The following is a 19,437-nucleotide window of genomic DNA, read 5'->3' on the forward strand; positions in this document are numbered from 1 at the left end:
CCTCGCCGCCGTACGGCGTGCCACCTTGTGACGGAACGGACGACATGCCTCGGTGGGTTATGGCCTGTGGCCTGCTTCTTTTGGCCTGGGCCCTGGGGTTCGGGCTGGTCGCGCTCCACGTGGCCTGGCTGCTCGTCCCGATCGCCTGGCTGAGCGTCGCCGCGCTGCTGCGCGTCGGGGAGTCACTGCTGGATCGGCTGATCGCCGGTGCGCTGGTGATCACCGGTTTCGTCATGGCGGCCGGTCTCGTCTTCTCGGTCTGGCCGTGGGGGCTCGACCCGGCACCGGTCGCGGGGGTGACGCTGAGCGCGGTCGTCCTCGCGGGCGTGCTCTCCGGCCGCCGCCCGCGCCTGCCCCGCCCGCAATGGCGGGATGCCGTTCCGGTCGGGGCCTCCCTGGTGATCACCACCCTGGCCGCGCTGCCGTACCTCCGGGCGACCGACTTCGCCGGCGTCCTCGGCGCGATGATGAGCGGCGAGGACTCGTCCCGGCATGCCAGCCTGGTCGATCAGATCCGCGACATCGGGGCGTACACCTTCATCCATCCTCGGATGACCAGCGACATCCTCAACCCCGGCATGTCGGACTATCCGCAGGGCTGGCACCTGGTCGCCGCGATCATCGAGAACCTGCTCACCTCGACGACGCGCCTGGGTTCCGGGGAGAACGGCATCGTCCTGCTCGTGGTCCTGATGCTGGCGACCTTCTTCGCGTTGATGCTGGTGGTCACGTGGGGCGCCGGCCGGGTGGCCGGGCCGCGCCGCAGCCCGGGGGCGTACCTGCTGATCGTGCTCGGGGCCGGCTGGCTCGCCGCCTGGTCCGAACTGGTCCGCACGATGGTCTACACCTATCCCGCGGAAATGGCCTGCCTGGCCTTCCTCGGCGCGCTGGTCGTCGCGGTCGTCCGCCCGGCGGTCAAGGTACGCGACCAGATCGTGCTGATCGCGGCGCTGACGATCGGCGTCGGGTCGACCTACTACCTCTTCCTACCGATCGCGGTCGTCATCGCCGTCGGCGGAGTGATCATGGATCGCCGGCGGATGCGGCGGGTGCCGTTCTCGGTCGCCGCCGGTGTCCTGGTCGCCGGCCTCTCAGCCGCACAGGCGGCGGCGGCGGTCGTGCTGGGCAAGCGGGACGAGCAGATCGCCGTGGGCGCGCTGGGCGACATCCGGCCGATCGAGATCGCCCTGTTCGCCCTGCTGATCATCGCCGGGGTGGTGCTCGGGCGCCGGCGGCCCGCCTGGCGCCGGTACGCCGTCCCGCTGGTGACCGCGCTGGCCGCGGCGGTGGGCATCCTCCTCTACCAGGTGCTGTCCGGCGGCGATCCCGGCTACTACTTCGGCAAGATGCTGCACGTCGTCGTGCTCGTGCTGATCCTCGGGGTGGCCGCCGTCGGCGAGGTCGCCGGCCCGGCGCTGCGTCGGCTGTCGAGCCGGCCCCGGGTACGCACGACGGCGGCGGTCGGCGTGCTGGCCGTGTTCGCGGTGGGCCAGATCGTCTTCGGCATTCCGTCGCTGACCGACTTCCCCTGGTTGACCAGTCAGGCCGCCGCGAAGACCGGGCTGCCCAGCCAGGCGCGGACGATCGTGGCGGTCCATCGGGCCTGCCCGACCGATCCGGACCGGCCGACCGTGGTCTTCTTCAGCGATCCCGAGCAGAGGTACGGCTACAGCGAGTCGATCTTCCTGGCCGCCCTGCAACGTCAAGCGGGCCGGGGCTACCGGGTGGCCTACTCGCTGCCGTGGAGTTCGGTGGAGAAGCGCGCCGACGCCATCGTCCGCCGGGCCACCAAGCCCGTCCGAATCGTCGTCGGTGACGAGGGCGCCCGTGCTGCCCTGGCCACCGCCCTGCGGGCGAGTCCGGAGCGGGCGGCCAACGTCGAATTGGTCGACCTCGCCGCGATCACGACGAGCGGGCAGTGCCAGACGGTCGCGCCCTGACGCGTCAGCCGCGCGGCACCTCGTAGATCAGGCAGTCGCCGCTGCTGTACCGCAGGGTCGCCACCCCGTCGAGCGGCCGGGGGTCCAGCCGCCGGTCGGCGAACAACCACCGGACCCCGTACGCCGAGACCAGGCGGTCGACGGCGGCCGCTGTGCCGGTGGTGAAGACGGCGTCGTTGTCGGCCAGCCGCTGCTGGTCCCAGAAGGGCAGCCGGGTGTAGTTCGCGCCCGTCTCCTCGGCGACCCGGTACGCCGTCGGCGTGTACGCCCAGCCTTCGACGAGCACCCGGCGCTCGGCGTACGCCGACACCCAGAAGCTGCGGTAGTCGCAGACCCCCGTGGGCAGCCGTACGCAGTGGACGTTGGTCGCGACGAGGTCGTCCGGCGAGGAGTGCTGCCGCAGCCACTTCCCGGCGTCGAGCGCGCCCGCCGGCACCTGCCCTGGGCGTACCGGATGGTGCCGGGCCTCCTGGAGCGTGGCCCGAGCTGGACCGAGGTAGCGGTGGGGGACCGTGATGAAGGTGAGCGCCATGACCGCGGCCAGGACGAGGCCGGCGACCCGCCAGAACCGGGACCGCAGGGTCAGCAGTCCGGTGACGCCGCAGACGGCGGCGATCGAGAGGTAGGGACGCGCGGATTGGAGGAAGTACGCCTGGCTGCCGCCGGGTTGGGTGGTGAGCAGCAGGGCCGCCATCCCGGCCAGGCCGAGACCGACGCAGAGCACGACCGGCGGGTCGGTCCGGCGGTCCCGGGCGATCGCGAGCCCGGCGAGCCCGGCCCACGCGGCGAGCCAGCCGACGGCGATCGTGCCCACTCTGGCGCCGGTCAGCGAGGTGAGGGGGACTACCCGGAGGCCGGTCGTGGAGCCCGCGAACAGCACGAGCGTCGCGCCGGCGAGGACGGCGACGGCGACGAGTCCGGCGATCAGCACCGGCCGGGTGATCCGCCGCCGCGTGACGAGCTGCACCGCCGCCACCAGGAGCAGCCCGCACACCAGCAGTGGTACGAAGGTGGCCTTCGCCCCGGCCACGGCGACGGCCAGCAGGACCACCAGAACCCAGTCGGCGCGGCGGTGCCGCCCCCGCAGGACGTCGCTCAGCACGAGCATCAGACCGGCGAAGATCATCGCCCCGAAGGTCTGCGTGGGGCTGTTCCAGAAATTGGTCAGGACCACCCCGGAACCGTCGAGGTGAAAGGGGCGGACGGCGAAGAGCGTGAGGGCCAGCGCGCCGGCTCCGGCCCACCAGCGGCCGGCGAGTTTCCAGCCCAGGACGGCGATGGCGACGGCGAAGACCAGGAGCGCCGGTAGCACGGCGAGCCGGTAGATCAGCGTCTGGACCTCGATGCCCGTCAGATTGCTCGCGGACGCCGTCGCGGCGTGGAAGAACCAGTGGTAGCGCAGGTCCTCGCCGGCGACGTAGGGCGTCACCGGGGGCACGTGGTGCTTCAGTTCGCCCGTCAACGCCATCTGGTAGGGCAGGTCCAGGTAAGGCGAGGAGTTGCCGGGGAAGCTCAGCCCCACCGTCCGGTAGAAGATCGCCGCCGTCCACGACAGCAGGAAGACCAGCCCGGCCGCCACCGACCAGCTCCAGGCCAAGGGCGCCGCGCGGCTCGAGCCCCGCCAGAACCGGCGGAAGCGTGGCACGATCGCGAAGACGATGGGTACGCCGATCGGCGCGGCGGCGAGCCGGGGGAGTCCGACCGCGACTGCCAGGAGCTGCGTACCGATGACGAGGGCGTAGCCGACCGCCAGTCCGCCCGCGACGTCCTCGGCTAGCAGCCCGGCCCGGCCGCGGAGGGCCCGCCAGACGAGCAGGCCGGGCAGGGCGACCACCAGCACCGTGTACGCGCCGAACAGCGCCGTCGTGCCGAGCGGGACGTCGTAGTACCAGAGCAGGGCGACGGCCAGCACGGTCACCACCAGCGCCGGAAGATATCCGGCGTACGCCGTGACAGTTCGGCGCTTTCCGTCCGCGCGGGACCGGATCGGCACCGCTCCCTCCAGCACGGCCCCCTGCGTCTGCACGTCCATTCGTCCGCCATCCGCCGACTGCCCTGATTGTTTCGATCGTACGGAACGGGAGAACGACTCGGGCGTCGGTCGGCCGAACGGGGCCGAGCGTTCCACCGCGCTGACATCGGGCGGAACCCACATCTATAGTACGGAGCGTGATGAGGCCGGACGCGGAGTCACCACCGAGGCTCTCGGTCGTGATCCCCATGTACAACGAGGAAGAGGTGCTGCCTCTCCTCGTCCAGCGGCTCCGGCCCGTCCTGGACGGCTTGGGCCGCACCTATGAGGTCGTCGCCGTCGACGACGGGAGCCGCGACGACACCGCCGCCATCGTGCACCTGCTGCGGGCGAAGTGGCCGCAACTGCGGCTGATCAAGCTGCGCCGCAACAGCGGGCACCAGGCGGCGTTGAGCGCCGGGCTGTTCCGGTCGCGCGGCGACTACGTGGTCAGCCTGGACGCCGACCTGCAGGATCCACCGGAGACGATCGCGGAGATGCTACAGGCGGCCGAGGACGGCGAGCTGGACATCGTCTACGGCGTACGCGCCGACCGCAGCACCGACACGTCGTTCAAGCGGATCACGGCCGGCTGGTACTACAAACTCATGCGCCGCATCGTCGGCAAGAAGATGCCGGACGGCGCGGGCGACTTCCGGCTGCTCAGCCGGGCCATGGTGGAAGCCCTGCGCGGGCTGCCCGAGCGGGCGCCGGTCTATCGGCTGCTGGTGCCGTGGCTCGGCTTCCCGAGCGGTCAGGTCGCCTATACGCGGGAGAAGCGGGCCGCCGGAGTCAGCAAATACCCCCTGACCCGGATGATCAAGCTGACCGCTGACAGCATTGTGAGCTTCACCGCTGCCCCGCTGCGCGTCGCCACCTGGCTCGGCGGGTTCGGCGTACTACTGGGACTGGCCCTGGTGGTGAAGACGCTGTGGGCGTACTTCGCCGGGGCCACCGTGCCCGGCTGGACGTCGATGTTCCTGGTCGTCATCTTCTTCGGCGCGTGCCAGCTGCTCTGCCTCGGGCTGCTCGGGGAGTACGTCGGGCGGATCTACGCGGCGAGCCAGGGGCGGCCGGCGTACTACGTCGGGTACGACTCCGACGGCGACGAGGAAACGGATGGCATGATCGACACGATTCGCGCGGCCGACCCCGGCCGCGTACGCGCGACGGCGGGAGAAGGGCGTGCCTAAGAAGCAGCCAGAAGGCGGGCAGGCCCCGGTCGTCCAGCGAGTCCGCGTCCGGTACGCCAAACGCGGCCCGCTGCGGTTCACCAGCCACCGCGACTTCGCGCGGGCCATCGAACGCGCGATCCACCGGGCGAACGTGCCCATCGCGTACTCGCAGGGGTTCACCCCGCATCCCAAGATCTCCTTCGCCTCCGCCGCGCCGACCGGCGTCGCCAGCGAGGCCGAGTACCTCGAACTCGGCCTCCAGGCCAGGGTGAGCCCGGACGAACTGCGTACCGCCCTGGATTCGGCGCTGTCGCCCGGCCTGGACGTGCTCGATGTGGTGGAGGCGGCCGCGCCGGGGAGCCTGGCCGACCGGATCGAGGCGTCGCGCTGGCGTGTCGAGTTGCCGGATGTCTCGTCAGCGGAGCTGGAGCGCGCGGTCGAGGCGTTTCGCGCCGCGCCGGAGGTGCTGGTCGAACGCCTGACCAAACAGGGCCGGCGCAGCCTGGACTGCCGTGCGGCAGTGCTGAACATCACGGTGATCTCGCCACCTGACGGGGTCCCGGACGCCCCGTATGCGATACTCGACCTTGTCGTACGGCAGGTGACACCGACCGTGCGACCCGACGACGTCCTCTCCGGGCTGCGTGTCGTGGCGGATCTGGCCCAGCCGGTCCCGCCGCGGGCCACCCGGCTCGCGCAGGGTTCCCTGAACGCGGCCGGAGAGATCGTGGATCCGCTGGACGCGGATCGCGAGGCTTCGTCGGTCGAGCGCTAGACCCCGGAAAGGTCCGGCACCCGACAGCTGACTTAGGAAGGGCGGTTCCCCTGGGGATCGCCGTCCGAGTGACTATGGAGCAAGTCCTGCGTGGCAGCGTGCGTCGCGCCCGGGGCCTGCTAGAACTGGAGAACGTCCGGATGCTCGACAACGAGCCCGCCGAGGCTGCGGACAACGAATCCGCGGCTGAGGCAGAGAACACCGCGCCACTGGCACGTCCCGAGGACGCCCCGGCCGAGGAAGCGCCGGCGCGTCGCCGGACGACTCGCCGCCGTGGCACGTCCGACCCCGACGACTCGTCCGGTGAGACCGGGCGAGTGACGCGTACGCGTCGCCGGTCGGCCGCCCCCGAGCCCGAGCCGGTGCCCCTCGTCGAGGACGCCGAGCCCGGCGAGGAGGAGCTGGCCGAGGAGGCCGAGTCGGCCGAGTCGGCCGAGGAGGCTGCGCCGGCCGAGATCGAGGCGGCCGCCGCCGACGAGGAGACTCCCGCGGAAGCGGAGACCCCGGAGGCCGTCGAGGAGCCGCCGGGCCGTCGCCGCCCGGCCGCGACCGTGCTGTTCATGGCCCCCGAGCCGCAGACGCCCCCGGCCCGCCCAGCGCGGGCCGAGCGGGCCGAGCGTGCCGACCGGGACACCTGGGACCGCGACACCCGGGGCGAGAGCCGTCCGGAGCGGGACGAACCGGTCCAGGAAGCCGAAACGGAGCAGGCGCCCGCCGAGTCCGGCCGCCGTCGCCGCCGCAAGAAGGCCGCTGCCGAGCCCGTCGAGGCCGCGGAGGCCGTGGAGACCGAGACCGAAGCCGAGGCCGAGGAAGACGAACTCGGCGCCGAGGCGGAGGGGGACGCCGACAGCGAGCACCGTCGTCGTCGCCGGGGCCGCCGGGGACGTGGCCGGGGCAAGGGCACCGCGGAGGACACCGGCGAGGAGGCCGAGGCCGCCGAGGAGCACGAGGCTGAGGAGGAAGAGGGCGAGGAGGACGAGAGCGGCGAGCCGCTGACCCGTCGCCGTCGCCGTCGCCGCCGCAAGGGCAGCGGTTCCGAGGTCGACGAGATCGACGAGGACGGCGTACCCACGATCGTCAAGATCCGGGACGGCCGTAAGCCCTCCGACGAGGTGCAGGGCGTCACCGGCTCGACCCGGCTCGAGGCCAAGCGCCAGCGCCGCCGGGACGGCCGTGAGCAGCGTCGCACCCGCCCCCCGATCCTCTCCGAGGCCGAGTTCCTGGCCCGCCGCGAGGCGGTCGACCGGGTCATGGTCGTACGCCAGAAGGGCGACCGGACGCAGATCGGCGTCCTCGAAGACGGCGTCCTCGTCGAGCACTACGTGACCCGGGCCAGCGCCGCGACCATGGTCGGCAACGTCTATCTCGGCCGGGTCCAGAACGTGCTGCCCAGCATGGAGGCGGCCTTCGTCGACCTCGGCCGGGGCCGCAACGCCGTGCTCTACGCCGGCGAGGTGAACTGGGACGCGGCCGGGCTCGAAGGCCGCTCGCGGTCCATCGAGCAGGCGCTGAAGAGCGGCGACTCGGTCCTCGTGCAGGTCACCAAGGACCCGATCGGGCACAAGGGCGCCCGGCTGTCGAGCCACATCGCGCTGTCCGGCCGCCACCTGGTGTACGTGCCGCACGGCACCGCCTCCGGCATCAGCCGCAAGCTGTCCGACGTCGAGCGCCGCCGGTTGCGCGACATCCTCAAGAAGCTCGTCCCCGAAGGCGCGGGCGTCATCGTGCGTACGGCGGCGGAGGGCGCCTCGGAGGAGGAGCTGGCCCGCGACGTCGCCCGCTTGCAGGCGCAGTGGGAGGAGATCCAGGCCAAGGCGGGCACCGGTGGCGCGCCCACGCTGCTCTACTCCGAGCCCGACCTGCTCGTGCGGGTCGTCCGGGACCTGTTCAACGAGGACTTCAAGGAACTGGTCATCGCCGGCTCCGACGCGTACGACACCGTCGAGGGATACCTCAAGCACGTGTCGCCCGACCTCGTCGAGCGGGTGCACCGCTACACCGGCTCGGTGGACGTCTTCGCGGCGTACCGGGTGGACGAGCAGCTCCTCAAGGGGCTGGACCGCAAGGTCTTCCTGCCGTCCGGCGGCCACCTGGTGATCGACCGGACCGAGGCGATGACGGTCATCGACGTCAACACCGGCAAGTACACCGGCGCGGGCGGCAACCTCGAGGAGACCGTCACCCGGAACAACCTCGAGGCGGCCGAGGAGATCGTGCGCCAGCTGCGGCTGCGCGACATCGGCGGCATCGTGGTCATCGACTTCATCGACATGGTGCTGGAGAGCAACCGCGAGCTGGTGCTGCGTCGGCTCACCGAGTGCCTGGGGCGCGACCGCACGAAGCACCAGGTCACCGAGGTCACCTCGCTCGGCCTGGTCCAGATGACGCGTAAGCGGATCGGCGCGGGCCTGCTCGAGGCGTTCAGTGAGACCTGTGAGCACTGCAAGGGCCGTGGGGTCGTCATCCACACCGAGCCGGTCGCCGAGCGGGGCTCCGGGCGTACCGGGGACAAGAGCCACGACAAGGCGGCGGGGGACAAGGTCAAGGAGGTCGCCGCCTCGGCGCACCGCGACGCGTCCGCCGACGACGAGGACGGCCCGGCCGAGCCGGACGATCCGTTCGCGGGTGAGGCCGAGGTCGTCGAGGACACCGAGGAGCTGAACGGCGACGAGGGCGACGGTCAGGAGGCCGACGAGCACGAGCGCGGCGGCCGGCGCCGGGGCCGGCGCGGTGGTGCCCGACGGCGTACGCGTCCCTGAGAATATGCGCCCCTGAGACTCTGCAGCCCTGAGACTCTGCAGCTGACAGCGGTTGATCGATAACGATCAACCGCTGTCGCGTTTGCCGGGATGGTCTCCGGGGAACGAAGTCCTCATGCGACACACCCCCACCGTCACGCGGATGACCTTGCTGTTCGCCGGGGTTCTCGCGGCCGCCACCGCCTGCGCCGGCACCGGTACGCCGTCGGCCGGCGGAAGCAGCACCGCGACCGCGACCACCGCCGCGAGCGCGCCCCCGACCGTCAGTGCCGCCCCGACCGATCTCGCCGGCAACACCAAGGCTGTCTGCGGGCAGATCCGGTCGGTGGCCGCCGACGGCGCCGCTCAGTTCACCCGGAAGCTCGCCGACGCCGTGGCCGCGGCCCAGAACGGCGGCGCGGCAGCGGATGCCGCGGTCGCCGACGTCAAGTCCCTGCTCGGCCAATGGGCGGCGGGACTACGCGGTCAGGCGTCGCTCGCACTCGACGCGAAACTGAAGTCGGCGCTGACGGCTGAGGCCGATGCGTTCGACCGGGCCGCCGCGCAGCTCACCAAGCCGGCCGACCTCCAGACCGCCGGATCGCTGCTGACCAGCCCCGACGTCACCCAGGCCGGGCAGACCATCCAGCAGACCTGCACCGTCTACTGGACGAGCTGAGCCGAAGCTCGGTTCGGCTCGGTTTGAAGCAGTTTGGAAGATCGCTTAAAGTGCGCCGCAGTGCCGCCTCCCGGGGAGGGGGCGGCGCTTGCCATTCCTCACGAGATTGAGACAGCGACATGCGACGTGCACTCGTGCTGGCCGCCCTCACCGGCGCCCTGCTCGCCTCGGCCGCCTGCGGCTCCTCCGACGACACGAACACGGGTAGCCCGTCGGCCGCCCCGACCACGGCCGCCAGTGTGGACGTGAAGGCGAACACCACCGCCGCCTGCACCGCGATCGACACCCTGTACGGCACTCTGCACACCACGGCCCAGCCGGAGCTGGCCAAGGCGATCGCCGCGATCACCTCCGGGGACTCGGCCACCGCGCTGAAGGCGTGGAACACGGCCAAGCCGCTGCTGGCGGCGGCCGCGGCCACGATCAAGGCGGAGGCCGACAAAGCCGCCGATCCGGCCGCCAAGCAGGCGCTGACCGACCTGGGTGCCAAGTACGAGAAGGTCGCCAACCTGTCCTCGCCGGCCGAGATCGAATCTGTCGCGACCGACCTGGACACCGCGTCGAGCAACGTGAAGAAGGTCTGCACCGACGCGGGCGTCACCCTCAAGAACTTCGAGTAGGGGGACGGTCGGCCTGGTCAGGCCGTCCGCTACAGTCACGACGCCGCCGGGGTCCGCCCCGGCGGCGTTTGTCGAGTCAACCCCCTCAAAGATTGCGATCCGACATGCGACGCGCACTTGCCCTGACCGTGCTGGGCGCCGCCCTGCTGACCGCGGCGGCCTGTGGTACCTCGACCGACAACGGCGCCTCCGGCAGCCCGTCGGCGGCGGCCACCAGCGCCAAGCCGGACTACACGGCGAACACCAAGACGGTGTGCACCGAGCTGAAGACCAAGCTCAGCACCATGCCGTCCGACACGACCCTGCAGACCGCCGTCACCGAGGCGATCAAGGGCAAGAAGACTCAGGCCGAGATCACCGCCGCCACCATCGTCGCGGTCAAGAAGGTTCTCGTGGACTGGGTCGGCCAGGTCAAGGACATCGCCGCTACGGCGGAGGACCCGGCGCTGAAGGCCGCCCTGCTGGCGACCGAGGCCGACATGGCGACCGCGATCAACGGTCTGACCAGCCTTGACGACATCGACAAGGAGCTGGCCGCGATCGACCAGAAGGACGGCTCGAAGACGGCCACCGCGCTTTGCAAGGCCGCCGGAGTTGATCTCGACTCGTGAGCCCTGTGGCCGGAGTCACTTGCTCGCAGCAGGCTGAAGCGGGTGACTCCGGCCACCGCTCAGCCCCACCGGGGCTCCCCGGTTTGGGGTCTGGGCGGCTCATGGCGTAATCTTTCCTGCGGTGCCCACTCGGGTGCCGGGTGCTGGCGTGCGCGCCAGCCGCAGGAGCACTGGCCGAGCCAGTGAACCCGGCGGCGGCAGCGGCCGCAGGCACACCCATCCGCCAGACAGCGCCGGCCGTACGCGATCGGCGTAGATCACTACGCAAGGGAGTCCGCGTCCCATGTACGCGATCGTCAAGACCGGCGGCAAGCAGTACAAGGTCGCCGAGGGCGACGTGATCGAGGTCGAGAAGCTGGCCGGCCAGCCCGGTGACGAGGTTGCCCTCAAGGCCGTTCTCGTCGTCGACGGCGCCGACCTCGTGACCGACGCGGCCAAGCTTGCCAAGGTTTCGGTCTCCGGTGAGGTCGTGGCCCACACCAAGGGCCCGAAGATCCGGATCCACAAGTTCAAGAACAAGACCGGCTACCACAAGCGCCAGGGTCACCGTCAGCCGCTGACCCAGGTCAAGGTAACCGGCATCTCCACCGGGAAGTAGGCGTTCCGATATGGCACACAAAAAGGGTGCGTCCAGCTCCCGTAACGGTCGTGACTCCAACGCCCAGCGCCTCGGCGTGAAGCGGTTCGGCGGTCAGGTCGTCAGCGCCGGCGAGATCCTGATCCGTCAGCGCGGCACCAAGTTCCACCCGGGCGACCTCGTCGGCCGGGGCGGCGACGACACGCTGTTCGCGCTCGCCGACGGCTCGGTGCAGTTCGGCACCAAGCGCGGCCGCAAGACCGTGTCGATCGTGCCGGCCGGAGCCTGAGGGCTTCGCAACAAGCGTCAGCTGGTGAGGCGGGTGGAGCGCGAGAAGCGCTCCACCCGCTCACTGTTTTGAGAGGATTGAACCGTGGCAACCTTTGTCGACCGAGTGGTGCTGCACCTGCAGGCCGGGGACGGCGGGCATGGCTGCGTGTCGATCCTGCGCGAGAAGTTCAAGCCGTTCGGCGGGCCGGACGGCGGTAACGGCGGCCACGGCGGCAGCGTCTTCCTGACCGTCGACCAGGGTGCGCACACCCTGCTGGACTTCCACTTCAAGCCGCGGATCAAGGCCCAGAACGGCAAGGGCGGGGCCGGCGGCAACCGGGACGGCGCCAACGGCGAGGACCTGGTGCTCAAGGTGCCCAACGGCACCGTCGTGCTCAGCCCGTCCGGTGAGGTGCTGGCCGACCTGGTCGGTATCGGGACCACCTTCGAGCTGGCCCGGGGCGGCCGGGGCGGGCGGGGCAACGCCGCGCTGGCCAGCTCCCGGCGCAAGGCGCCCGGCTTCGCCGAGTTCGGTGAGCCCGGCGACCGGCTCGACGCCGTCCTGGAGCTGAAGAGCGTCGCCGACGTGGGCCTCGTGGGCTTCCCGAGCGCTGGGAAGTCCTCCCTGATCGCGGTGATCTCGGCGGCCAAGCCGAAGATCGCCGACTACCCGTTCACGACGCTCGTGCCGAACCTGGGCGTCGTGCAGGCGGGGGAGCACACCTTCACCGTCGCCGACGTGCCGGGCCTGATCCCTGGCGCGGCCACGGGCAAGGGGCTCGGCTTGGAGTTCCTGCGGCACATCGAGCGTACGTCTGTGCTCGTGCACGTCGTCGACACCGCGACGCTGGAGCCCGGCCGGGACCCGCTCGCCGACATCGACGCCATCGAGGCCGAGCTGTCGGCGTACGGGGGCCTGGAGGATCGGCCGCGGCTGGTCGTGCTGAACAAGATCGACGTGCCCGACGGGCGGGACCTGGCCGAGATCGTCCGGCCCGACCTGGAGGAGCGGGGTTACCACGTCTACGAGATCAGCACCGCGACCCGGGAAGGGCTGAAGGAGCTGACCTACGCGATGGCCGAACTGGTCGAGCAGTCGCGGGCGGCCAAGCCGGTGCTGGAGCCCACGCGCATCGTCATCCGGCCCAAGGCGGTCGACGACGACGGGTTCACCATCGAGCTGGACGACGATGGCGTCTACGTGGTTCGCGGGACCAAGCCGGAGCGCTGGGTCCGCCAGACCAACTTCGACAACGACGAGGCCATCGGCTACCTGGCCGACCGGCTGGCCCGGCTGGGCGTCGAGGACGCGCTGGCGAAGGCGGGCGCGGAGCCCGGTGCGCCGGTCCGCATCGGCGAGCGCGAGTTCGACTGGCAGCCCACCGTGTACGCCGGTGCGGCGTACGTGCCAGGCAACCGGGGCACCGACATCCGGATCGACGAGGCGCTGACGACGCCGCGTACCGGCGCTTCCGAACGGTTGGCGGCCCGCAAGGCGCGCCGGGTTCATCAGGAGGTCGAGGGCGAGTGGACCGACGACGAGGGTGCCGGCAAGTAACGGATGAGTGATCGGGGAGTGATCACTCTCACGAACCGTTTGTGCGGAACCGGAAACAGCCCGGAAACGTGCCCTGGCTAGCGTCTCGCGAGTGTTGATCCAGAACCGCGAAGTCACTCACCCCGACGTCACCCTGCTCGTCCTCGCGGCCGAGAAGGAACTGCTCTCGCGGTACCCGGACGAGCACATCACGCCCGTCGACCCGCTGGCGCGCTTCGTGGTCGCGTACCAGATGAGCGAGCCCGTGGGCTGCGGCGCAGTGGCGACCGTGGCGCCGGGGGTCGCGGAGCTGACCCGTATGTGGGTCCGGCCCGCGAGCCGCCGCGGCGGCGTGGGGCGCCGGATCCTCGCGGGCCTCGAGCGCCGCGCGCAGGCGGAGGGCCACGACACGGTGATCTTGGAGACCGGGGTACGCCAACCGGAGGCGATCGCGCTCTACGAAGCCTCCGGCTATCACCGGATTCCGCCGTTCGGGGAGTACGTCGGCAACCCGTTGTCGGTGTGCTTCGAGAAGAAGCTGGCCTGAAGATCACCCCTCGCCTTCGACCGGTCGCCGGGGCGGGCATGATGGGGGGATGGCCAGCCTGACCTACGACGAGGCGAAGACGCGCGTCGGCGTCGTTCGCGACGTGAGCTACGAGCTCGACTTCGATCTGACGAGCACCGAGTCCTTCCGCACGACCACGGTCGTCCGCTTCGGCGTCGACGAACCGGGCGCGGAGACCTTCCTCGAACTCAGGCCGACGCGGCTGATCAGCGCCACGCTCAACGGCGCTCCGCTCACGGCGTACGCGGACGGCCGGCTGCCGCTGACCGGATTGGCCGCCCGCAACGAGGTCGTCGTCCTCGCCGAGTACGCCTATTCGCACGTCGGCGAGGGGTTGCATCGGTTCGTCGACCCGGCCGACGGTGAGGCGTACGTCTACGCGCAGCCGTCGATCGCCGAGGCGCCGCGGTTCATGGCCTGTTTCGACCAGCCCGATCTGAAGGCGCCCATCATCATCCGGGCGACCGCCGATCCGTCGTGGATCGTGCGCTCGAACGCCGCGGGCGTGCAGACCGAGCCGGGCCGCTGGGAGTTCGAGCAGACCAAGCCGGTCGGCACCTATCTGATCACCGTCATCGGCGGCCCGTACGCCGAGCTCCGCGACGAGCACGACGGCATCCCGCTCGCCCTGTACGCCCGCAAGTCGTACACGGAGGCGTTGGCGGAGAACGCGCCGGAGTTGTTCGAGCTGACCAAGCAGTGCCTCGACCGCTATCACGAGCTGTTCGGCATCCGGCTGCCGTTCGGCAAGTACGAGCAGGCTTTCGTCCCGGAGTTCACCTGGGGCGCGATGGAGTTCCCCGGCCTGGTGGTGTTCCGGGACGAGTACATCTACCGCGGCGCGGTCACCGACACCGAGCGGTCCCGGCGCGCGTCGATCGTCGCCCACGAGATGGCCCACATGTGGTTCGGCGACTTGGTGACGATGCGCTGGTGGGACGACATCTGGCTGAACGAGTCGTTCGCCACCTACATGGGCTACCGGGTCACCGCCGAGGCCACGCGCTACACCGACGCCTGGGCCGACTTCGCCAGCGAGCGCAAGATCTGGGGCTACGGCGCCGATCAGCGGCCGTCCACGCACCCGGTCGCCCCGGTGTTCGTCGCCGACACCGAGTCCGCGTTCGCCAATTTCGACGGCATCTCGTACGCCAAGGGCTGCGCCGCGCTCCGCCAACTGGTGGCGTGGTTGGGCGACGACGCGTTCTTCGCCGGGCTGCGGGCACATTTCGACAAGCACGCCTGGGGCAACGCCACCCTGGACGACCTGCTCGCGTCGCTGTCCGAGGCGTCCGGTCGCGACTTGTCCGGCTGGGCCGACAAGTGGCTGCGGTCGCCGCAGGTCAACACGTTGCGACCGGTGCTCACCGAGAACGGCTTCGCGGTGGAGCAGACCGCGCCGGCGGCGTACCCGACGCTTCGGCCGCATCGCATCGGCATCAGCTGGACCGAACCGGCCACCGGCGTACGGAAGCGGATCGAGACCGGTGTGGACGGTCCGGTGACCGAGGTCGCCGCGTTGCACGGCGTGACGATGGAAGACGTGCTGCTCAACGACGGTGACTTGACCTTCGCGAAGGTCAGGTTCGCCCGGGGCGCCGACCTCGCCCGCCTGCTCGGACAGCTGACGTCCCCGTTGGACCGGGCGGTCGTCTGGGGCGCGATCTGGGACGCCGTACGCGACGGCGAAGTCCCCGCGATGGACTTCCTCGACCTGATCCGCAGCTCGCTGGCGGCCGAGACGCACGTCGGCGTGGCCGAGCACATCCTCGGGTTCGCCCGGGGCATCGCGATCAGCCGGTTCCTCCCGGTCGGCCAGCGGGCGGCGGGGCAGGCGGCGGTGAACGACGCGTGCGAGGCGATCTTGGCGCAGGCCGCGCCGGGCGACAGCTTGCAGCTGGCGGCGTTCCGGACCTTGATCAGCGGTACGCCCGCCGAACCGGTCCGCGCCTGGCTCGCCGGCCGCGACCTGCCCGAGGGCTTGGCCGTCGACGACGAGGTGCGCTGGTCGATGCTGCTGCGGCTGGCCGTCCTCGGCGATCTGACCGAGGCCGAGCTGGACGCCGAGCAGTCCCGCGACGGGACCGCGCGGGGTGCGGTCGAAGCGGCTCGCTGTCGGGCCGCGCGGCCCGAGGCGGCGGCCAAGGCGACCGCGTTCGAGCAGATCGTCCGCGACCGTGAGCTGTCCAACCGGATGCTGGAGGCGATCGGCCAGGGCTTCTGGCGCGCCGAGCACTGGGAGCTGACCGACGAGTACGTCGAGCGGTACTTCACCGAGCTGCCCGCGTCGCAGGAATGGCGGTCCGGCTACCTGCTGGCGACCCTCGGCGGGGCGGCCTACCCGGTGACGGCGGCGTACGCCTCCACTGTGGAGCAAGCCGAGCGCATGCTCGCCCAGCCCGGCCTGAACACGCAGTTCGCGCGGGCGATCGCGGACTCCACCGACGACCTGCGCCGGGCGGTACGCCAACGGAACCTGCGATGAGCCGGCGTCGTATCGGCATCATGGGCGGGACGTTCGATCCCATCCACAACGGCCACCTCGTCGCCGCGAGCGAGGTGGCCGACCGGTTCGACCTGGACGAGGTCGTCTTCGTGCCGACCGGGAAGCCCTGGCAGAAGCCGGACAGCAAGGTCTCCGCGGCCGAGCACCGCTACCTCATGACGGTCATCGCGACCGCGTCGAACCCGCAGTTCACGGTCAGCCGGGTCGACCTCGATCGGGAGGGGCCGACCTACACCGTCGACACGCTGCGCGAACTCCGCGAGGTGTACGGCGCGCAGGCCGAGCTGTTCTTCATCACCGGCGCGGACGCGCTGGCGAAGATCCTTTCGTGGAAGGACGCCGATCAGCTCTTCGAGCTGGCTCACTTCGTCGGCGTCACCCGGCCGGGTTTCACCCTCAGCGACTCGCACCTGCCGTCGGAGGCGGTCACCCTCGTCCAGGTGCCCGCGCTGGCGATCTCGTCGAGCGACTGCCGCGCGCGGGTCGCCGCCGGGCAGCCGGTCTGGTATCTCGTGCCCGACGGTGTCGTGCAATACATCGCAAAACATCATTTGTACCGTTAAAAAGGACTGTATCCCCGCGCCGCCGGAGGGCGATAAGCGTCATATCTCGCGGGTGCGAAGGCCACCACCTGTGAGATCCTGGACGTCAGGGAAACGTCCCCGACGGAAGGAACCAGGTGCCAGCATCCGAGCGTGCTGTCGAGATGGCGCTGACCGCGGCTCAGGCCGCGGCGGACAAGAAGGCCGAAGACATCGTCCTGCTCGACGTGGCTGACCAGCTGATCATCACCGACGCCTTCGTTCTGGCGTCCGCGCCGAACGAGCGGCAGGTGCTCGCCATCGTCGACGCGATCGAGGAGAAGCTGCTGGAGCTGCCGGAGAAGGCCAAGCCGGTTCGGCGTGAAGGTGAGCGGTCGGGCCGCTGGGTGCTGCTCGACTACGTCGACATCGTGGTGCACGTCCAGCACTCCGAGGAGCGTGAGTTCTACGCGCTCGACCGGTTGTGGAAGGACTGCCCACGGATCGAGTTCGTCGATCGGGACCTGGCCGACAGCCCGTCATGACCAGCGCGGAGGGCCTGACGCCCGGCACCCGGATCATCCTCTGGCGGCACGGCAACACCGACTGGAACGCCGAGCACCGGGTGCAGGGCCAGACTGATGTGCCCCTCAACGACCTCGGCCGGGAGCAGGCGGCTCAGGCGGCGGCTCGGTTGGCCCCGCTGAAGCCGGATCTGCTCATCAGCAGCGACCTCCAGCGCGCCGCGCGTACGGCGGACGCGTTGGCCGAGCTGATCGAGATGCGGCCGGAACGAGACGCCCGCTTGCGGGAGCGTGGGTTCGGCTTGTGGGAGACGTTGCTGACGCCGGAGATCAAGGTGCGCTTCCCGGAGTCCCGGGCGCGGTGGGAGGCGGCCGACCCCGATCCGGGCGACGGCATCGAGCCCCTGTCCGACCTGGCCAAGCGGGTCGGCGAGGTGATCCGGGAGACGGCGGAACGCGTACCGGGCGGGTTGGCGGTGCTGACCACGCACGGCGGTTCGATCAAGTACGGCGTCGCCGCGTTCCTCGGATTGCCGGAGGAGTTCCTGCCGACCCTCGGCTCGATCGGCAACTGCCACTGGGTAGAGCTGCGTGTCGAGTCCAAGGGCCGCTGGCGGCTTCAGGCGTACAACGTGAATTAACCGCCGGGGAGGGCTTGCCCGAGCCGCCAGGAGTGCGATCAGTGGCCGGACTCCCCCCGTGAGAGTCCGGCCACCCGCGGGTCACGCGAGGCGCAGAGCTGCCGCCGCCGCGTGACCGTTGGCCCGGCTGGCCCCGAAGGTGTTCATGAACGCCTTCGCGCCCGCCGGCCGCCACTCCGCCGGCCAGCCCATCTCCACGACCACCGTGGGATGCGTGGCCGCGAGCGCCTCGGTGAGCCGGCGGGCCGGCTCGGTGCGGTGGATGTGCCGGCCCACGATCACGATCGGGCGGTCGCCCGCCTTCGCGATGAGCGCACCGGTCGAGGTCTCCGCCGCGTCCGTGGTGAGCTGCTCGGTGCCGCCCAGGTGCTGGGCCAGGCCCCACGGCACCGGCCCCTCGGCGATGCTGTAGCCCGCGACGAGCTGCACGACCAGCGGGTTCTCGACACCCTCGACCGAACCCTCGACGCGGATCGCCCGCGCAGCGGCCGCGTAGCCCAGGTCCGGCTCGATCTCGGTCGGGAACGCACCCTGCGTCCACGCCGCGAGCTGCGAGTTCCGCTCGGCGGCCTCGGTCAGGCGAGCCAGCGGCAGTTCGCCGCGCTCGACCGCTGTCGCGATCTCCGCGACGACCCGCTCGATCAGGTCCAGGTCCACGTCCGCGCCGATGCACAGCAGGTCGCTGCCCGCGTTCAGGGACAGCACCGCGGCCCGCTCGATGCCGCCGGCGGCCTGCGCCGCTCCGGCCATCTCCAGCGCGTCGGTCACTATCACGCCGGTGAAGCCGAATTCCGCCCGCAGGAGGTCGTGCAGCACGCGCCGGCTGAAGGTCGCGGGCAGATCGCCCGTCAGCACTGGTACGCGAATGTGCGCGGTCATGATGGACTTGACCCCGGCAGCGACCGCCGTCGCGAACGGAGGCAGTTCCCGTTCCCGCAGCACCTGCTCGCTGACGTCGACGGTCGGCAGCCCGAGGTGGGAGTCGCTGACCGTCGCGCCGTGTCCGGGGAAGTGCTTGGCGCAAGCGGCGACGCCGGTCGACTGAAGGCCGACGACGGCCGCGGCGGTGTGCGCGGCGACCTGCGTGGTGGCGGCGCCGAACGAGCGGGTGCCGATGACCGGGTTGTCGGTGGCGACGTTGACGTCGACGGTGGGCGCCAGGTTGAGGTTCACGCCGGCGGCCCGCAGATCCTGGCCGATCGCCTGGTAGATGCGGCTGGTGAGGCTGTAGTCGCCGATGAATCCCAGCGCGGCGTTGCCCGGGTACGGGCTGCCGCTGCGGTGGTAGAGCCGGGTGACGTCGCCACCCTCCTCGTCGAGGCTGATCAGAACGTCGGGGCGGGCCGCCCGCAGCTGCGAGGTGAGTCGGGCCAGCTGTTCGGGGGATTCGATGTTGTACCCGAACAGGCAGAATCCGGCCAGCCCTTCGGATACCAGGTCGACGGCCCATCGGGGGGCGGTGAGGGCTTCGGCGTCGAGCCGTCCGGCGCCGATGCCCACGCCCGATTCGGTCCGTCCACCGAAGGAGGGGAGCAGGGTCTGCAGGATGAGGCGCCGCAGCCCGGGGTCGATCGTCATCTCGTGTCCCACTGTTCGTCGTGTTCCGGGGTGGACCTCCGCCGGTGCGGCGGGGCCGTGTCGCTTGACCGGGGGGACGTCCCCACCTACTGAGACGTCGTACCCTAGCCGTTAGTGGTAAAGCATTGCCAATCTAATAAGAAACTTTACTAAACGCCAGAGGCTG

Annotated in this window: 17 protein-coding genes; 15 read left to right on the forward strand and 2 right to left on the reverse strand. The window is 70.8% G+C overall.

All coding sequences use genetic code 11. The annotated features are described in order from the left end of the window. The first annotated feature begins 44 nt into the window (after nt 1-44). Nucleotides 45-1,940 (forward strand): DUF6541 family protein, encoded by a 1,896-nt coding sequence (locus HDA40_RS29575; protein ID WP_253761078.1) that lies wholly within the window; start codon nt 45-47, stop codon nt 1,938-1,940. A gap of 4 nt (nt 1,941-1,944) precedes the next feature. Here the strand turns inward: HDA40_RS29575 and HDA40_RS29580 are convergent, their stop codons facing one another. Further along, nucleotides 1,945-3,966 (reverse strand): hypothetical protein, encoded by a 2,022-nt coding sequence (locus HDA40_RS29580; protein WP_253761079.1) that lies wholly within the window; start codon nt 3,964-3,966, stop codon nt 1,945-1,947. Between the two features lie 185 nt (nt 3,967-4,151). On the opposite strand from HDA40_RS29580, the gene HDA40_RS29585 reads away from it, so the two are divergent. The 14 genes from HDA40_RS29585 (at nt 4,152) to HDA40_RS29650 (ending at nt 17,693) form a co-directional block, all read left to right on the forward strand. Then, entirely contained in the window at nt 4,152-5,144 is a 993-nt protein-coding gene (locus tag HDA40_RS29585; protein ID WP_372503009.1) for a glycosyltransferase family 2 protein, read from the forward strand. Beyond that, nucleotides 5,137-5,901: a TIGR03936 family radical SAM-associated protein gene (locus HDA40_RS29590; protein WP_308197777.1), complete on the forward strand. Its 765-nt coding sequence runs from the start codon at nt 5,137-5,139 to the stop codon at nt 5,899-5,901. The genes HDA40_RS29585 and HDA40_RS29590 overlap by 8 nt, the downstream gene beginning before the upstream one ends. A 50-nt stretch (nt 5,902-5,951) precedes the next feature. Beyond that, nucleotides 5,952-8,660 (forward strand): Rne/Rng family ribonuclease, encoded by a 2,709-nt coding sequence (locus HDA40_RS29595; RefSeq protein WP_443671307.1) that lies wholly within the window; start codon nt 5,952-5,954, stop codon nt 8,658-8,660. Nucleotides 8,661-8,775: 115 nt separating this feature from the next. Further along, on the forward strand, nt 8,776-9,318 hold the full coding sequence (locus tag HDA40_RS29600) for a hypothetical protein (RefSeq protein ID WP_253761080.1): 543 nt from the start codon (nt 8,776-8,778) through the stop codon (nt 9,316-9,318). Nucleotides 9,319-9,437: 119 nt separating this feature from the next. Then, nucleotides 9,438-9,938 (forward strand): hypothetical protein, encoded by a 501-nt coding sequence (locus HDA40_RS29605; RefSeq protein ID WP_253761081.1) that lies wholly within the window; start codon nt 9,438-9,440, stop codon nt 9,936-9,938. A gap of 104 nt (nt 9,939-10,042) precedes the next feature. Then, nucleotides 10,043-10,549 (forward strand): hypothetical protein, encoded by a 507-nt coding sequence (locus tag HDA40_RS29610; RefSeq protein ID WP_253761082.1) that lies wholly within the window; start codon nt 10,043-10,045, stop codon nt 10,547-10,549. A gap of 283 nt (nt 10,550-10,832) precedes the next feature. After that, nucleotides 10,833-11,147, forward strand: coding sequence for a 50S ribosomal protein L21 (gene rplU / locus HDA40_RS29615; protein ID WP_253761083.1), 315 nt, complete (start codon nt 10,833-10,835; stop codon nt 11,145-11,147). A gap of 10 nt (nt 11,148-11,157) precedes the next feature. Beyond that, on the forward strand, nt 11,158-11,415 hold the full coding sequence (rpmA, locus tag HDA40_RS29620) for a 50S ribosomal protein L27 (protein ID WP_253761084.1): 258 nt from the start codon (nt 11,158-11,160) through the stop codon (nt 11,413-11,415). An 84-nt stretch (nt 11,416-11,499) separates the two neighbouring features. Further along, nucleotides 11,500-12,954: a GTPase ObgE gene (gene obgE / locus HDA40_RS29625; RefSeq protein WP_253761085.1), complete on the forward strand. Its 1,455-nt coding sequence runs from the start codon at nt 11,500-11,502 to the stop codon at nt 12,952-12,954. Between the two features lie 91 nt (nt 12,955-13,045). Beyond that, nucleotides 13,046-13,480: a GNAT family N-acetyltransferase gene (locus HDA40_RS29630; RefSeq protein ID WP_253761086.1), complete on the forward strand. Its 435-nt coding sequence runs from the start codon at nt 13,046-13,048 to the stop codon at nt 13,478-13,480. Nucleotides 13,481-13,529: 49 nt separating this feature from the next. Beyond that, complete coding sequence (gene pepN / locus HDA40_RS29635) at nt 13,530-15,986, forward strand: aminopeptidase N (protein WP_253761087.1); 2,457 nt, start codon at nt 13,530-13,532, stop codon at nt 15,984-15,986. Next, complete coding sequence (gene nadD / locus HDA40_RS29640; RefSeq protein WP_253761088.1) at nt 15,983-16,570, forward strand: nicotinate-nucleotide adenylyltransferase; 588 nt, start codon at nt 15,983-15,985, stop codon at nt 16,568-16,570. The genes pepN and nadD overlap by 4 nt, the downstream gene beginning before the upstream one ends. Before the next feature lie 116 nt (nt 16,571-16,686). After that, complete coding sequence (gene rsfS / locus HDA40_RS29645; RefSeq protein ID WP_253761089.1) at nt 16,687-17,073, forward strand: ribosome silencing factor; 387 nt, start codon at nt 16,687-16,689, stop codon at nt 17,071-17,073. Next, entirely contained in the window at nt 17,070-17,693 is a 624-nt protein-coding gene (locus tag HDA40_RS29650) for a histidine phosphatase family protein (protein ID WP_253761090.1), read from the forward strand. The genes rsfS and HDA40_RS29650 overlap by 4 nt, the downstream gene beginning before the upstream one ends. Before the next feature lie 81 nt (nt 17,694-17,774). Here the strand turns inward: HDA40_RS29650 and HDA40_RS29655 are convergent, their stop codons facing one another. Further along, nucleotides 17,775-19,271 (reverse strand): glycoside hydrolase family 3 protein, encoded by a 1,497-nt coding sequence (locus HDA40_RS29655; protein ID WP_253761091.1) that lies wholly within the window; start codon nt 19,269-19,271, stop codon nt 17,775-17,777. Nucleotides 19,272-19,437 lie beyond the last annotated feature (166 nt).

The sequence above is a fragment of the Hamadaea flava genome, from assembly GCF_024172085.1.
In the GTDB taxonomy this organism is placed as follows: Bacteria; Actinomycetota; Actinomycetes; order Mycobacteriales; family Micromonosporaceae; genus Hamadaea; species Hamadaea flava.

Excerpts from the sequence above, each read along its gene's own strand:
- HDA40_RS29575 (WP_253761078.1), top strand. The coding sequence starts at position 45 with ATGCCTCGGTGGGTTATGGCCTGTGGCCTGCTTCTTTTGGCCTGGGCC.
- HDA40_RS29600 (WP_253761080.1), top strand. The coding sequence starts at position 8,776 with ATGCGACACACCCCCACCGTCACGCGGATGACCTTGCTGTTCGCCGGG.
- HDA40_RS29605 (WP_253761081.1), top strand. The coding sequence starts at position 9,438 with ATGCGACGTGCACTCGTGCTGGCCGCCCTCACCGGCGCCCTGCTCGCC.
- HDA40_RS29610 (WP_253761082.1), top strand. The coding sequence starts at position 10,043 with ATGCGACGCGCACTTGCCCTGACCGTGCTGGGCGCCGCCCTGCTGACC.
- rplU (WP_253761083.1), top strand. The coding sequence starts at position 10,833 with ATGTACGCGATCGTCAAGACCGGCGGCAAGCAGTACAAGGTCGCCGAG.
- rpmA (WP_253761084.1), top strand. The coding sequence starts at position 11,158 with ATGGCACACAAAAAGGGTGCGTCCAGCTCCCGTAACGGTCGTGACTCC.
- pepN (WP_253761087.1), top strand. The coding sequence starts at position 13,530 with ATGGCCAGCCTGACCTACGACGAGGCGAAGACGCGCGTCGGCGTCGTT.
- nadD (WP_253761088.1), top strand. The coding sequence starts at position 15,983 with ATGAGCCGGCGTCGTATCGGCATCATGGGCGGGACGTTCGATCCCATC.
- HDA40_RS29650 (WP_253761090.1), top strand. The coding sequence starts at position 17,070 with ATGACCAGCGCGGAGGGCCTGACGCCCGGCACCCGGATCATCCTCTGG.
- HDA40_RS29655 (WP_253761091.1), bottom strand. The coding sequence starts at position 19,271 with ATGACGATCGACCCCGGGCTGCGGCGCCTCATCCTGCAGACCCTGCTC.